Below are 15,404 nucleotides of genomic sequence, written 5' to 3'. Positions count from 1 at the left end.
GATTGAATGTAACTGCGTTCCATGCAACTGTGGTATGGCACTTTGCACAATCTGTTGGGTATCCTTGTGCAACATGATTTAGTGCACTATTAAAATTTGTTTGATGGCATGAGATACATGTTGTTGGTGTTCCTGTTAGTTTAGTTATATGACACGAGCTGCAACTAACATTAACATGCGATCCGACTAAAGGAAATCTAGTTGTATTATGATCAAAACTTATTTGTTTCCAATCTACAGGAGAATGGCACTGTTTACAATCTTGAGGATAATTTTGTGCAACATGATTTGGTGCTGTGGTAAATTTACTTTGATGGCACGAGATACATGTTGTTGGTGTTCCTGCATATCCGTTTGTATGACATAGCTGACATGATACACTTGTATGTGCACCAACTAATGGAAAATTTGTTGATGAATGATTAAATGTAGCTCCTTGCCAAACTGTTGTTGTATGACATTGCGAACAATCCGTGGGGTAACCCTGTGATAGATGATTCGGTGCACCATTATAATTTTGCTGATGACAATTTACACACTGACGTGCCGGAGAACTATAACCGGTTGAATGGCATTGAGAACAATTATTTCTAATTAAATTATGAGCTCCAGTTAAAGGATAGAATGAATCATGATTAGCAAAACTCGCCGGTTTCCAGCCGCCATTTGTTGTATGGCATTGTTTACAATCTTTTGGAAAATTTAGTGTAACGTGATTTGGAGAACTTACAGATTCATACCTCTGCTTATGGCATGAATAACAATCTTGAGTTAATCCTTTATAACTTGTTTGATTATGACATGCAAAACAATTTGCAATGTTGTGAGATCCAGTTAATGGAAAAAAATCATGTATTACAGATGTTGTTAACCACACTGGAGAAATTAGGCTATGACATTGCTGGCAATCTGTTGAAAAATTTGCATTTACATGATTCGGGTTTTTAGTTGCATAATAATTAACTGAATGGCAATCGAAACAATTTATGCCGATTGGATCAAATTTTAATTTGGAAGAAGATAGATGGCATTGATTGCAATTTGCTTTGGTATGATTTCCTATTAACGGGAAACGAGACATACGATGTAAATCAGTAATTTTTTCTATGATCCATGTTCGTGTATCATGACATCTAACGCAGTTTTTCCCAACAGAATTTTCATGAATATCTTCGTGACAATTAAAACATTGAGATTTGTTTTTACTAGAAGTGAATTCCAATGATGAATGACAAGCTCGGCAAGTAACAATTTTGTGCTGGCCGGTAAGAGCAAAACCGGTTTCTTCATGCTTAAAATTAATTTTAGCAAGATTTACTTTCCATGAATCACTAGTATGGCAATCCTGGCAATCACGGTTAAATTTATTTCCGTGAGGAGATTGTGCATTGCACAAAGAAACGGTTACTATTAAAAATATTACGAATGACAGTCCGCGCATTTTACCTCGCCAAGTTTATACTTGATATACTTTCCTTTCTCATCAACTATTGTTTTGTGACATTTGTAACAAGGTTGCTTTAGATGCGCTCCTTCTAATTGGAATGATGTTTGGGTGTGATCAAACAGATCCGGTTTCCAATTATCAAAATGATGACATCTTTGGCAATCTGCAATCCCATTTTTTATGAACTGTCCAACATGAACATCTTTATGACAAAAGACGCAATCTGACTTGGTAGTAAATGAGATTATCTTACTTGTGTTTTCATTTTTGTTACTATGGCATTTGCTGCAATCTTGTTTTTTATGAACGCCAAATAATTCAAATCCGGTGAGCCTGTGTTCGAAATTTACTACATTCCATTTTTCTGTAGTGTGACAAGCCTCGCAATTATTCCCTTTATAGTTTTGAAGTGTAATTGAACTTCCATGAAAATTTTGATGACAATTCACACAAGCATTTCCGTCTAGTCTAAATTCCCATTTAGTATTTTTCTTATGACATGTTATACACGGAATAGCAAGATGACTTCCTGATAAATTGAATTTGGTCCTAGAATGATTTTCGATAGAAAAGGATGTATTCTCAAATCCATTTATATCATGGCAAACAGAACAATCTGTTACTGAACCGTTTTTATTGAATTCACCGATATGATAATCATTATGACAGCTAATGCATTTTTCATATTTAGGTTTAACATTTAATCCCCCTTTATGGCAATCAACACATTTTACAGAGACATGTTTACCAATTAGAGGATAATTTGTTTTTCCGTGATCAAATTTTTCTAAATTTTTTATTGTGCGGAATGATTCGGTTATATGACAGCTTTCGCACTTATTACCAAATTTCCCTTTATGAAAATCTTGATGACAGGAATTACATGACTCAAACACAAGGCCTTTAAATCTCTGGAACTTTTTTCCGTTCTTCATTTCTGCCGGATGACATTTAATGCATTCAACTTTAACATGAGATCCGTTTAATGTGTACTTAGCAGTATCGTGTTTAAACTTTGATGCCGGCTTAAAATTTTCAGATGAGTGACAGTTCTCACATTTGTTGCCAAGAGTTGATTGATGTTCATCTTGATGGCAATCCAGGCATACTGATCGCAATCCCATAAAAGTTCCGGCACGCTTTGTAGTTTTATTATCTTTTATGAATTCTGATTTATGGCAATCGGCACAATTTATTTTAGAATGTTTGCCGGTTAGGACAAAACCCGTTTTAGTGTGATCAAAATTCTTCTCGTTGAGATTTACTATTCTAAAATTTCTGCCGTGATGTTCACTGTGGCAATCGAAGCAATTCTTTTTTGCAGCCTCACTAAAATAATGGTAACCTCTTTTTTCATTTTGCAGTTTGGTAATTTCAGTATGGCAAGTAAGACATTCCTGATTACGAACTTGCCCTCCGATATGATGGCATTTAGTACAATTACTCATACCTTCTAAATAGGCATGCGGTTTAGTAAGATCGCCCGGCGAAACCTGTGCATCTACAGGTAAGGTAAATATTACCAGTAAAAACAAAAACAATATTTTCTTTAATGTTTTAATATTACCTCACCAAACTTTTTGGTTATTCTTATTCCGGCTTTTTCTAAAAATTCATTAGGTAATTCGCCGCCTGCAAAAATGTAGACCAAATCGTTAATTACTTCTTTCTCAAACATTATGCCGTCTTTAATAAAACTGAACATTACAGATTTATCTTTAATCTCAACAACTTGAGAACTATAAAGTATTTCTACCTGACTATTTTTTTCAGCTTTATTGATATTTTCAGAATTTCTGGGTTTAATCCGTGCGAAGGAATCGCCTCGATATGATAATGTTACTTTATTACTTTTGTCTTCAAGCAATGATAATACAGCCTCAATAGCAGAATCTCCACCTCCTACTATTAAAACATTTTGATTATTAATTAATTCAGGTTCAATTAATCGGTAAGCAACTTTTTCTAGTTGTTCCCCAAGAACACCTAATTTTCTTGGTGATCCTCTTCTGCCAATTGCCAACAAAATTGAATTTGTTGTAAATGTATCATCTAATGTTTTAACCAAGAAATGATCATCAAATTTTTCTATCGAAACAACCTTTTGGTTTTCCCTAATAGTAATTTTATTTTTCTGTAAAACTTCATTCCATAATTCCAACAATTCCGGTTTAGAAGTTTCAGTGAATTTAACTTTACCATAAAGCGGCAAATGCATTGGAGAGGTCATTACAATTTTCTTTCTAGGGAAAGAAAAAACTGTGCCTCCTAAACTATTTTGTTCAAGTGTAAGATACTTTAGATTTTTTTCTTTGGCTGCTAATGTTGCTGAGATTCCGGCAGGACCGGCGCCAACAACGACAATATCGTATTTTGCTTTTTGAGATTTTTTTAAATTTTTAGCTATGTTATCTACAGCTTGCTTACCCTGAGCTACAGCATTTTTTATCAAGCCCATACCTCCCAATTCTCCCGCTATATAAATTCCTTTAACATTAGTTTCAAATTCTTGGCTAATATGAGGCAAATCTACACCGCGTTTTTCTGTCCCTATCAAAAGAGTTATAGCTCCAACGGGACAAGCATGAAAGCACGCACCATGCCCTACACAACGGGATGCATTTATAGTTGCAGCTTTACCATCAACAATACCGAGAATATCATGTTCGGGGCAGGCTTTAATACAAGCAGCGCTTCCAATACATATATCTAAATTGACTACAGGATGGAGAGAGACGGGTTCGTGGAAACCAAGTTCTTTTGCTTTTTCAATTTTGCCTTGAATGATTTTTGATTTCTTCTTGTTTCTTCTCAACTGGAAATAAATTATCCCAATTGCCAGGAATGCAACAATTGAATATGTAATAATATTTTCTATTAATACTTCCATTCAAAAACATTGAATTATCTTTCTAAAAAACCCATTTATAACCAAATGCTACAGCTACTGTAACATGAACGAGCATAATTATTAGCATAATGATTGCAAACGGAAGATGAACAATATGCCAGTATTTAAAAATTTTATGTACGGAATGTAAAAGACTGATTTTTCTAGATAAAATTAATTTTGAATTACAAAGTTTTACAATCGCTTTGACTTTGTTTGGTTCAATTTTTCGTAAGATTAATTCTTTCTTGAACTCACTGATCAATTTTTTGTTCATAAAATAATCTTTTAATATCAACCAACCGATTGAGAAAAAATTTGTTCTTTTATGAATCTGAATCTTATTAAAATATTCCAGTTTTGTTATCAAGATATCATCTAAGCCGAATTCTGCTTTAAGTCTATGTGTATAATCTTGGTCTAATGATTTTAACTCATCTAAAGAATATTCTTGTCCTTGAATTGTTCTCGGTATTTGTATATAGATGAATCTTCCAATTACACCACTGATAACAACAGCAATCATACTCCAAAAACTTACGGCAACAATTCCTCCAAACTTAAATGTTGTATGATATAAGACTAAAATTGGACCAACACTACATAAAAAAATGTGTATTTCTAACCAATATTTTAGAAAACCTAACCGGACAAATTTTCTAACTCTTTTCCTAATCATGTATGTACTTACACCTATAATCATCATTAAAGATCCAATTATTCCTAATCCATGACCGATTAATCCGCTTGGTTTTAGAAATTTGTGCAATTCGTTAAAAAATCTTTCTTCGTTTGAGGTTGAGTAGTAACTATACCCATAAATACCAAAATAAAAAAAAGTGGCAGTCCCTATTAAAATGAGAATAAGTATAAATATCCTATGAAGTGTTTTAGACATTGAATAATTATTAATTTTATTTATGTAGAAATAACTTGAGCAACCAGTTTAGAAATGCTGAGCTTGGTGAATATTCATCTATCTAAATATTAAGATAACAATTTTCTTATATATAGTTAATAAAAAAAGCTTAACAATTTTAGGACTTTTAAAAATCCGGAGGAGATAGAGATTCTCCTCTACTTTCAATTTATTTTAGCAGCTCTTGAGGTTGTTGTGATCAAATTGCGCCCAATAAAAAAATTTTTCTATCTATTATATAGGCTTTGATCAGTAATAAATTTTCATGTAGATTTCTCAATATCTGTTCATTTTTATAAACGGATGAAGTTTTTGATATGGACAACATCCCGTTTCGTGGGAACAATTTTTTGTTACATATTATTAAAAAGAATAGATATTCTTTTGATAAAAATCATAAAATGAAGAACTCTACTATTGAAAAGAAAAAAATATTTCTTAACTTTGCAAAGGTAGATTTAAAAACAAATATAGGAGAATCTGTGGAAGATTCAGTTGGAGATGTGAGTGGTTCATCCGAAATCACAAATACATCTTTCATATTGGAAGAAATACAGTCTCCATGTTTGATAGACCTCTAATAATCCTTCATCAATCTCTCAGACTGTACCACTTTCAAGAATTGTCCAAGTAGTAAATAATCTTTAACCCTAAAATTATTTATAATCAACTTCCCAGGAAGTTAGAAATTACTGATTAATAGGTTCTTAGTTACAGAAACTTTTTGGTAACTAAATGAATTAAAGGAACTATTATGAACATTTGGGCAAAACTTTTTTATCAATACCGGAAATTTGCCAAGGTAATCAAATTGTATTTTATGATTGCTGGTCCGGGCCTTATTGTAATGCTAGCCGATAACGACGCAGGGGGAATTACTACTTACGCAGTTACTGGTTCAAAGTTTGGATATAGTCTTCTTTGGTTTTTGTTACTGCTGTTGCCTGTCGCTTATTTCGTTCAAGAAATGACTGTTAGGTTAGGCGCAGTTACTAAAAGAGGTCATGCTGAGGCAATCTTTTATGCGTTCGGTTCATTCTGGGGATGGTTTTCACTGATTGACTTACTTCTAACAGATTGGTTAACTCTAGTTACAGAATTCATAGGCATGACCGCAGCATTATCTATATTTGGGATACCATCGGTTATCACGATCCTTGTTGTTTCTTTTGTTATGCTTATAATGATTCTTCAAGGAAGTTATTGGACTTGGGAAAAGATTGCATTTTTATTTTGCGCAGTCAACTTAGTATACATACCCGCAGCATTCATGGTTCATCCTTTTGTAAATCAAGTTCTTGCCGGTACTTTTATTCCCAGCTTACCTAAAGGTGGTTTTACAAATGAAGTATTCTTTTTTTTAATGGCAAATATTGGAACAACCATTGCGCCTTGGATGATCTTCTTCCAACAAAGCGCTGTAGTTGATAAGGGTATTCTTGAAAAAGATATTCCATGGGGAAAGGTTGATACTTTGATTGGTTCGTTCTTCACTGTAACTGTTGCAATTTTCTGTGTAATTGTAACTGGAACTCTTCTTTTTGGAAGAGTTGAAATTGAAAGTGCGGCACAAGCTGCAATAGCTTTAATGCATATTGACAAAAATGTCGGAACACTATTAGCAATTGGACTTTTCGACGCTGGATTTCTTGGCGCTATCTGTATTTCACTTGCTAGCTCATGGGCATTCGGAGAAGTTTTTGGTTGGGCACATTCACTTAATAATAAAATAAAAGAAGCTCCTTGGTTTTATGCTGTTTATATGTTTGCATTACTTACCGCCGGTGCTGTTACTTTAATTCCGGGTGCGCCTCTAATACTGATTACTCTTTTTGTTCAAGTGATAGCGGTTACGCTTCTTCCCGCAGCGCTCGTATTTCTAATCCTTTTGCTTAATGACGGAGAAGTTATGGGTAAGTATAAAAATACTCGCTCACAAAATATTATTAACATAACAATTGTTGCACTGATTATCATACTGTCAACTCTATATGCAATTAGCGCTCTGTTCCCCAATGCATTTATGTAATAGAAGGAGAAATGAGAAATGAGATTTCAGATTTTTGAGTTAATATCATCGCGCTTTAATAAATTTTTCGAAAACACATTTCGTGAAGTTAGAGAGATAAATAAAAAGTATCGTGTGCCTCATACAAAAACAACTCCTTTGGTAAGAATCTCTTTGTTAATGCTGAGAGTGTACTTATTTCTATTGATTGCAATTCTATTCTACAAATTTATTACATTGCTATAAGGAAGGTGATTTATGAATGGACAAAATATTTCTGAAAAGAATCATAATGGAAATGAATTCTTCCTTAGCGAGATCTCAGGTATCAAGGTCATATTAAACGGCAGTAAGATCGGCAAGCTTGAGGATTTAGTAATTGTTGAAACGGGAAAGATCCCTGAAGTAACTTCGATCAAGATTAAAAGACCGGCAGGCAAAACTTCATTATTACTTTCATGGGCAAATGTAAAAAGATTTTCTACTACTGAAATTGAAGTAAGCTTCGATGCAACTGAGATTGATAATTTTTTATTTGATCCGAGCAAAGATCACCTTCTGCTTAAGGATTATGTATTGGATAAAAAAGTAATTGATATCGAGGACCGAGAAGTGGAAGTGGTTTATGATATTAAGCTGATCTTACGCAATAATAAGTTATATGTGAGCGATGTTGATTTGAGTAAATATGGTTTGCTTAGAAGAATTGGCTTGAAAAAACTTGCCAATTTCATTTATAAAAATGCAGAAGATATAAGTGAAGAAATTGTTTCATGGACTTATATCCAAACACTTCCAACACAACTTAGCAGTTTTAAAGGAAACGTTAAATTAAATATACTCAAAGAGAAGTTATCGGAGATGCATCCGGTTGATCTAGCCGATATTATTGAAGAATTAGAACCCGAACAGAGAATAACTATTTTTGAAGGTCTTGATTCTGAACAAGCTTCGGACATCTTAGAAGAAATCGATCCAAACGTTCAAAGAGATTTGGTAATTTCCCTAAGGCGAGAAAAAGTTATTGAACTGATTAATGAGATGACACCAGCACAAGCTGCTGATCTTTTAGCCGTACTTCCGGTTAATGAAAGAGATGAAATACTTTTGCACCTAGATAAAGAAGATGTTGAGAAAATTACGGCAAGTCTTAACAAGCAGGAAGAAAGTATTCTTAATCTTACTACAACTGAATTTATCCAATTTCCGCCAACTATGACTGTAGCAGATGCTATTAAAGAATATAGAAAAACAGCTGAGGATAAAGATTTCAAACGTTACATTTATGTTGTCAGTCCGGATAAGCTTATTCTAGGTGTAATTGATTTACCGTTTCTATTATGTTCCCCTGATCATTTAATTCTTCTTGATATCATGGTCGAAAACGTAATCAAGCTTGAGAATGATTGCGATATGAAAGAAGCAACAATTATATTTTCAAGATACGGCTTCCGTGCAATTCCCATTGTTGATAAGACTGATAAAATTCTTGGTGTTGTTACGTACAGAGATATGATGAATTTAAAACACAGAATAATTGATTAGAAGATTTTTAATCCATCTGGAATTCTTTTAGATTAGATTTCAGAATTTGGCCAAACTTTAAAAAAAATGAAGATCAAAATGAATTACAAAATTATTAAAAGAAGTTTAGCTCTATTAGTTTTTCTCCTAGCCGGAATAACTTACTATTTAACGGCACAGCCTTCGGTTTCATTTTGGGATTGCGGAGAATATCTTGCAACAGCATCCGGAATGGAAATACCTCATCCGCCAGGAGCACCATTATTCCTATTGCTGGCTAGATTTGTTTCTATGCTGCCAATCGCCACAAACATTGCTTTTAGGATGAATTTGATCTCTGTTTTTACTAGCGCAGCTGCAGTTCTTTTGCTCTATCTCGTAATAATAAAAATCATAGAAAACTTTAGAGGAAATACTTACTCAAATTTATCCGAGGTTTTGGTTGTTTATTTTACTGCTGCTATAGGATCATTAACATTTGCCTTTACAATGATCACATGGTGGAACGCTGTAGAAACAGAGGTCTATGCAACCAACACATTTGTATTTGCTTCGATCGTTCTCCTTCTTCTTATCTGGAATGAAAGAGCCGATAAAGTGGATAATGAAAAATTTATTTTGCTTTTAGCTTACCTCGTTGGTCTTTCTACCAGTTTGAGATTAATGGGTGCTCTGACCACAATTTCAATCGTCATGCTTATAATGTTCAGAAAATATGTCTATGACGAAAAGGAGTTAAAGCGTACAGTTTATTATTTCCTAGCGCACGTTGCTTTAATTTTACTTATAGGGGTAATTTTATGGTCAAGTCAGACTCTGTTACAGCCTCCTACGCCTGAAGAGTATCAAAGTTTCGATAAAAAGTTTGCCTGGATAATCTTTGCTGCTTCGGCAATTTTTATTGGTGCGTTTCGGAAAAAATTATTTAACAGAAATTCAATCTACCTTATTCTTATTACAGGCGGAATAACTCTGGTATTAATATATCCCGGGATCGTACGTTACCTCCCTAATTTAATTGCCAAAATTGTGGGCGCTAATAATTTTCTTGCAACGATAGTAATTCTTGTTCTTCTCTCCACTCTATTCTATCTAATTTTTTATACAGGAAAGAAAGGTAAAACAACACTTAACCTTATTTTAAAATCATTCTTTTTTGTAATTCTTGGATTCACATCCTATGGTGTAATAATAATCAGGTCAAACCAGAATCCTCCAATAAATGAAAACTCTCCTAATAATTTCAATGAATTAGTGACCTATCTTAACAGAGAGCAGTACGGAGACTGGCCTACATTTCAGCGTCGTTATTCGATTGAGCCCCATCAGCAGGAAATCTTTACAAAATATTCAAGCGATCTGGACTTCTTGTGGAATTATCAAATGAATCATATGATGTCAAGATATATTCTTTGGAATTTTGCGGGCAGACAATCATGGGATCAGGATTCGGGGCCGAATGTTGCGCCCTTTAATGGAATAGCAAATATCTTTGGCAGTTTGTTCGGTCTGCGTTTCGATGGCGACGTCTCTAAATCGTATTTTGGTATTCCATTCTTGATCGGTTTGATTGGTATCTTTTTTCATTTTAGAAAAGATTGGAAAATGGCTTCTGTCTTTCTAGTTCTATTTATAATGATTACTTACGTAACTGCCTATTACCAAAATCAGCAGGAGCCGCAACCGCGAGAAAGAATAAAATTCTACGGAACAATGTGTTTTCTCTTCAGCATGTGGATCTCGGTCGGACTATATAACATCATTGATTTTTTGAAGAATAAGTACAACTCTAAATCTTTATCTAAATTTATTCCGGTTTTAGTTTTGCCTTTGGCATTTGTTTTAATTCCGGCTCGACTCTTTATCTCCAATTATCATGAACAGGATCGGTCCAAAGACTGGTTGCCTTGGGACGTAGCTTACAATTTTCTTCAAAGTTGCGCAACTGATGCAGTTCTCTTTACAAATGGCGATAACGATACTTTCCCTCTTTGGTATCTTCAGGAAGTTGAGGGTGTTCGCCAAGACGTTCGCGTTGCATGCCTTAGTCTTATAAATACTAATTGGTATATAAGACAATTAAAGGATGAAGAGCCTCATGGCGCCAAAAAAGTCGATATGGATCTTACCGATGAAGAGATAGATAAAATTGGAACAGTAAGATGGGAAACACAAAATTATATGATCCCGGTTACAAAAGATGTGTATACCAAATTTGGTATTACAGATACCGCTATTACTAATTCCGGTAAAGTTGAATTTGAGATGAAGCCGACACTTAACTATGGAGAAGCGCACGCAGTACGCCCTCAGGATCTGGCGGTTCAGTCTATTGTAATGGCAAATAATTGGAAACGCCCAATTTATTTCGCTTCAACTTGTTCAGAGGACAGTAAGATTGGATTGGATCAGTATCTTCGTCTTGAAGGAATGGCATACAGACTTGTTCCTTTTAAAAATAAAAGTAGATCAGAATTCCTCGATGAAGCATTGTTGTCAAAAAATTTATTGCATGAGAATCCATCTACTAGTAAAACATATCAGTCCGGATTTCTATTCAGAGGATTGAATGATAAAAATATTTATTTCGATGACAATCACAGAGGAATGATACAGAATTACAGAATGATTTTTTTAAGACTGGCGATGAATTATGTTTACAATAATCAGAAAGAAAAAGCTTCTGCTGTTATAGATACGTTGAAGAAAAAAATACCGTTTGATATTGATAATACCGATTTCAGGATTTTATTCGACGTAACAAATTTATATTTCTTGGTAGGAAACTTGGATGAATATAAAAAAATGGCCTCCAAGATTGAACCTAAAATGTTAAAGATGATTGACTCCAACCCTACTGATGTTAATTCTTACTATAATCCTTACAGCATTCTTCTCCAGATATATGAGAATCTGCGGGAGTATGATAAAGCTATTAATATTCTAAAAAAACTTGAGTACTTCTTCCCTAACGATCCGTCTATCAAGCAGATGGAAATTAAATATGACAGTTTGAAAACTGTTAAATAACTTTTCTTTTGAAGTCTTTAGATAGGTGAATCGTGTGATTCACCTATTTTTTTATTTTACATTCATTCTATTATTTGTTATTTGATAAAGATTTCGGATAAGGACAATATTATAGACTGTTAAAAATTTATTTATCCGCAGCTATCTTGTGCAGTAAATCTTTTATTTCTTTGAGTTCTTGTTTTATCTCTTCAATTTCCTTCTCAGCCTTCACGTTAACTTCAAAATCTGTCTCAGCACGGATTTCAGAGTGTTTGGATTGCAAATTTTGTCCTACCATAATTAAAGGCATTAAAAATATTTGTATCATATTAGAAATGAACAACCAAAAAACAAAAGCGGGAAAAGGATCAAAACGAGCTGATGTAGGGGCAAGCGTATTATAGGTCAGCCATAATACCGTCCAAAAAAATATTATTGCAAAAAAACCAATCGTTCCAACTTTAGTCGTAATCCAAATAGCAAATTTTTCTGATTGCTTCAATAAGGATTTATAAATATAATTTGCATTCTTAGTATTCATAATATTTGTATGTTTGTTTTGAATTCTTCTGTTAATCTTTTTTATTCAACTCTTAATTTACCATTTCTGAATAATTCACAATGCTGTCGGTAATACAATTAGCCAAAGTGAAAAGACGAGAATTAATTTGTTAATGATAGCAATTACTGATGGTTTATGCAATTGTGCTGCTAGTCTTCGGACTTCATCGGCTTAATAATTGTTGAATTCGTACTAAAACCTTGATAATGCTTCATGTTCATAATAAATCGATCTCCCATCATGAATTTTAATACGATCTGTTACTTGGGAACACTTACAGATATAAATTGTCAAATCTGTAACACAAATTATTATACACTATTATTCAGCATATTTTGTTAACATTATGCTTAGGCTAATTAAATAGTAAACAATCTTAGAGAGAAATATATGTTTGAAAACATTGGCGGAGGAGAATTATTTTTAATTGTTCTTGTTTTTGTGATTTTATTTGGCGCAAAGAAAATTCCTGAACTTGCTCAAGGCTTAGGTAAAGGAATACGCGAATTCAAAAAAGCATTAAACGATGTTCAAGAAGAAATTAAGATTACTAATACAATCGAATCGAAAGACGAGAAGAAATAATTTTTACAAGAATTTTCGAATTTTTCCTATTCCCAACCCTCGTTTCCTAAAGCAATATGCAATTCATTGGGATTGTGTCTACAATGATATTCTATCTTGCTTGAATCTTCATGTGCGCGATCATAATCCCATCCCTTTGCCATTAGATTTCTCTCATGTAATTCGTGAAGTAAAACATATGGACGTTCAACTTCTTCCAAATCATTATCAATCCAAACTTCATTCTGCGGGACAAACTCATATACATAATCATGTCCGCCTTCTGTAAAATCTACATCAAAAACACTTCTCACAAGTCGGCCATCGATAATCCAAACACTAACAGGTGTTTCTAATTTCTTCCAAAGTCTAACATGGACTTTTTCGGTATCCGGAAGATTTTTCCCTTTTGTTAATTTTCTAACATCGCCAGATTTTTTTCTTTCTAATAATTCGATTTTGTCAGCTTGTTCTAAAGCATCATTATAAGAGATACCCTTTGCCATAAGTCTATGTTCAACAAGCAGATGATCAATAAAAAATTTTTGCTCATCAGGTTTCCCTTCATGATCTAACCAGAATTCTTCTTTAGGAATATATTTGAAATTATAATGTTGCCCGTAATTTGTGAATTCTTCGTCAATATGAGTACGAACATATGTTCCGTCAACGATCCATATACTAATTGCTCCCCGCAGACCAACTTTTTTCAAGTATGGAAGTTTTGGTGTTTCCATTGTTTGGGTTCCTTAAACAATATTTAGATTGCTTTGTAAATAAGTTAATAGATAGTTTATAATTTATCCAATAGAAATTACAAACTTAGGATTTAGTGGTGATGAACAAAAAAGGAGAATTGTAAAACTCTTGTACAAATTCAAAATCTCATCTCTATAAAAAATACTCAAAACTAATATGTTCAAATCCCTAATCTCTTTCTGCCTCGGTTTTTTCAAACCAAGAACCCAGCTTTATATTTAGCCTCAACAATTATTTTCTCTCCATTTTACAGTTATGTCATGCAATATTTTTGCATTTTTATTTGCGGACAAAGTTTTGGATATAGACAAACTACTTTTAAAAACAAAAACCTCGAAAACAGCATTCATTTGCAATAGTCGAGGTTTTATTTTTCTGTGAGGAGAGAGGGATTCTCCTTAGTGTTCAAAATACTGCATTATTATCTTAAATATGCAATTTTTTGAAAAGCTATGACCAAAAAGTGATCAAGTTTTTATTTTTCTATCTATATATGTGATCTTTCAATAATAAATTTTCAAATGGCAATATTATATTTTGCTTTCTATATGTGCGCTGAGTTTTGGATATGGACAACAATTTGAAAGGAACTTTCTTCACTATACAAAATCAATAAATGCGTTCATTGTTATCATCGGCAAATAAGTAGACTGCATTATTATTTACGTAAAGAGCAATTTCATCCCCATAACGAACTTTATCATAGGGTTTAGATCGAGCGATGAATTGTGAGCCATCTAAGTCAAAATATAGAAAGGATTCGTTCCCCATCTGTTCAACAACGTCAATATTAACTGTTATTTTATTGTCGGCTATAGGATCGAGACTAAATGATTCGGGACGAATACCGACGGTAATGTTTTTATTGATGTATAAAGAAAGTTTTGCCTTTTGGGATTCATCAAGAGAGATAATCAAAGATTTTTTATTACTTGCAAATTTTAATCCGTTGTCATCCAAAATTTTCCCTTCAATAAAATTCATTGCGGGACTGCCGATAAATCCGGCGACAAATTTATTCACCGGGTTATTATAAAGATTGAGCGGTGTATCAACTTGCTGAATAATACCGTGTTTCATCACAACAATCCGATCGCCCATTGTCATTGCTTCTACCTGATCATGGGTAACATAAACAATTGTCGCCTTGAGCCGCTGATGCAGCCTTTTGATTTCTGAACGTGTCTGAACGCGGAGTTTAGCATCGAGGTTGCTGAGAGGTTCATCAAATAAAAATACTTTCGGTTTACGCACTATTGCGCGTCCGACCGCAACACGCTGGCGCTGTCCGCCGGAAAGTTGTTTCGGTTTTCTATTCAATAGTTCTTCTATCTCAAGAATTTTCGCCGCGTAATTCACTCGTTCTTTGATTTCTTCTTTATCGTATTTCCTCAGCTTCAATCCAAAAGCCATGTTGTCGAAAACGGTCATGTGCGGGTAAAGCGCGTAGTTTTGAAAAACCATTGCAATATCGCGGTCCTTAGGAGGAATGTTATTAACGAGAACTCCGTCAATATAAATCTCGCCTTCGCTTATTTCTTCAAGTCCGGCAATCATTCTTAATGTTGTTGATTTACCGCATCCGGAAGGTCCGACAAGCACAACAAATTCCTTATCGTTGATTTCAAGATTAACATTATCTACCGCTTTACTTTTGCCTTCGTAATTTTTCGAGACATTGACAAGTTTTACATGAGCCATCTTTTATTTCCCTCTAAA

At 33.8% G+C, this 15,404-nt stretch carries 11 protein-coding genes; 4 read left to right on the top strand and 7 right to left on the bottom strand.

All coding sequences use genetic code 11. The features are described from left to right. From NTZ27_00125 to NTZ27_00110, 4 genes are all read right to left on the bottom strand, one after another. Positions 1–1,441: cytochrome c3 family protein (locus NTZ27_00125; GenBank protein MCX6173148.1), on the bottom strand; the 1,441-nt coding region annotated here is incomplete at its 3' end. After that, positions 1,420–2,988: a cytochrome C gene (locus NTZ27_00120; protein MCX6173147.1), complete on the bottom strand. Its 1,569-nt coding sequence runs from the start codon at positions 2,986–2,988 to the stop codon at positions 1,420–1,422. The genes NTZ27_00120 and NTZ27_00125, both read right to left, overlap by 22 nt. Positions 2,989–2,996: 8 nt before the next feature. Further along, positions 2,997–4,337, bottom strand: coding sequence for an NAD(P)-binding domain-containing protein (locus tag NTZ27_00115; GenBank protein MCX6173146.1), 1,341 nt, complete (start codon positions 4,335–4,337; stop codon positions 2,997–2,999). Between the two features lie 22 nt (positions 4,338–4,359). Then, positions 4,360–5,235 carry a hypothetical protein gene (locus NTZ27_00110; protein MCX6173145.1) on the bottom strand — a complete coding sequence of 292 codons (876 nt, stop codon included), beginning with the start codon at positions 5,233–5,235 and terminating at the stop codon, positions 4,360–4,362. A gap of 775 nt (positions 5,236–6,010) precedes the next feature. On the opposite strand from NTZ27_00110, the gene NTZ27_00105 reads away from it, so the two are divergent. The 3 genes from NTZ27_00105 (at position 6,011) to NTZ27_00095 (ending at position 11,818) form a co-directional block, all read left to right on the top strand. Beyond that, positions 6,011–7,285, top strand: coding sequence for a divalent metal cation transporter (locus NTZ27_00105; GenBank protein MCX6173144.1), 1,275 nt, complete (start codon positions 6,011–6,013; stop codon positions 7,283–7,285). A gap of 237 nt (positions 7,286–7,522) precedes the next feature. Then, the gene (locus NTZ27_00100) at positions 7,523–8,809 is read left to right on the top strand and encodes a CBS domain-containing protein (protein ID MCX6173143.1); all 1,287 of its coding nucleotides are present in this window, start codon (positions 7,523–7,525) and stop codon (positions 8,807–8,809) included. A 78-nt stretch (positions 8,810–8,887) separates the two neighbouring features. Then, positions 8,888–11,818 carry a DUF2723 domain-containing protein gene (locus NTZ27_00095; GenBank protein ID MCX6173142.1) on the top strand — a complete coding sequence of 977 codons (2,931 nt, stop codon included), beginning with the start codon at positions 8,888–8,890 and terminating at the stop codon, positions 11,816–11,818. 127 nt (positions 11,819–11,945) lie between these two features. Here the strand turns inward: NTZ27_00095 and NTZ27_00090 are convergent, their stop codons facing one another. Beyond that, on the bottom strand, positions 11,946–12,341 hold the full coding sequence (locus NTZ27_00090; GenBank protein MCX6173141.1) for a DUF1003 domain-containing protein: 396 nt from the start codon (positions 12,339–12,341) through the stop codon (positions 11,946–11,948). A gap of 411 nt (positions 12,342–12,752) precedes the next feature. Here NTZ27_00090 and NTZ27_00085 point away from each other — a divergent pair, with 411 nt between their 5' ends. Then, positions 12,753–12,947 carry a twin-arginine translocase TatA/TatE family subunit gene (locus NTZ27_00085; GenBank protein ID MCX6173140.1) on the top strand — a complete coding sequence of 65 codons (195 nt, stop codon included), beginning with the start codon at positions 12,753–12,755 and terminating at the stop codon, positions 12,945–12,947. Between the two features lie 26 nt (positions 12,948–12,973). On the opposite strand, the gene NTZ27_00080 is transcribed toward NTZ27_00085, so the two are convergent. Both NTZ27_00080 and ugpC read right to left on the bottom strand, forming a co-directional pair. Further along, entirely contained in the window at positions 12,974–13,663 is a 690-nt protein-coding gene (locus NTZ27_00080; GenBank protein ID MCX6173139.1) for a hypothetical protein, read from the bottom strand. 631 nt (positions 13,664–14,294) lie between these two features. Continuing rightward, entirely contained in the window at positions 14,295–15,386 is a 1,092-nt protein-coding gene (gene ugpC, locus NTZ27_00075; GenBank protein ID MCX6173138.1) for a sn-glycerol-3-phosphate ABC transporter ATP-binding protein UgpC, read from the bottom strand. Between the last annotated feature and the right edge of the window lie 18 nt (positions 15,387–15,404).

The organism is Ignavibacteriales bacterium (assembly GCA_026390775.1).
Taxonomy (GTDB): domain Bacteria; phylum Bacteroidota; class Ignavibacteria; order Ignavibacteriales; family Melioribacteraceae; genus Fen-1258.
Note: the sequence above shows the minus strand (reverse complement) of the source record. Positions and strands in the feature narration are given on the sequence as shown.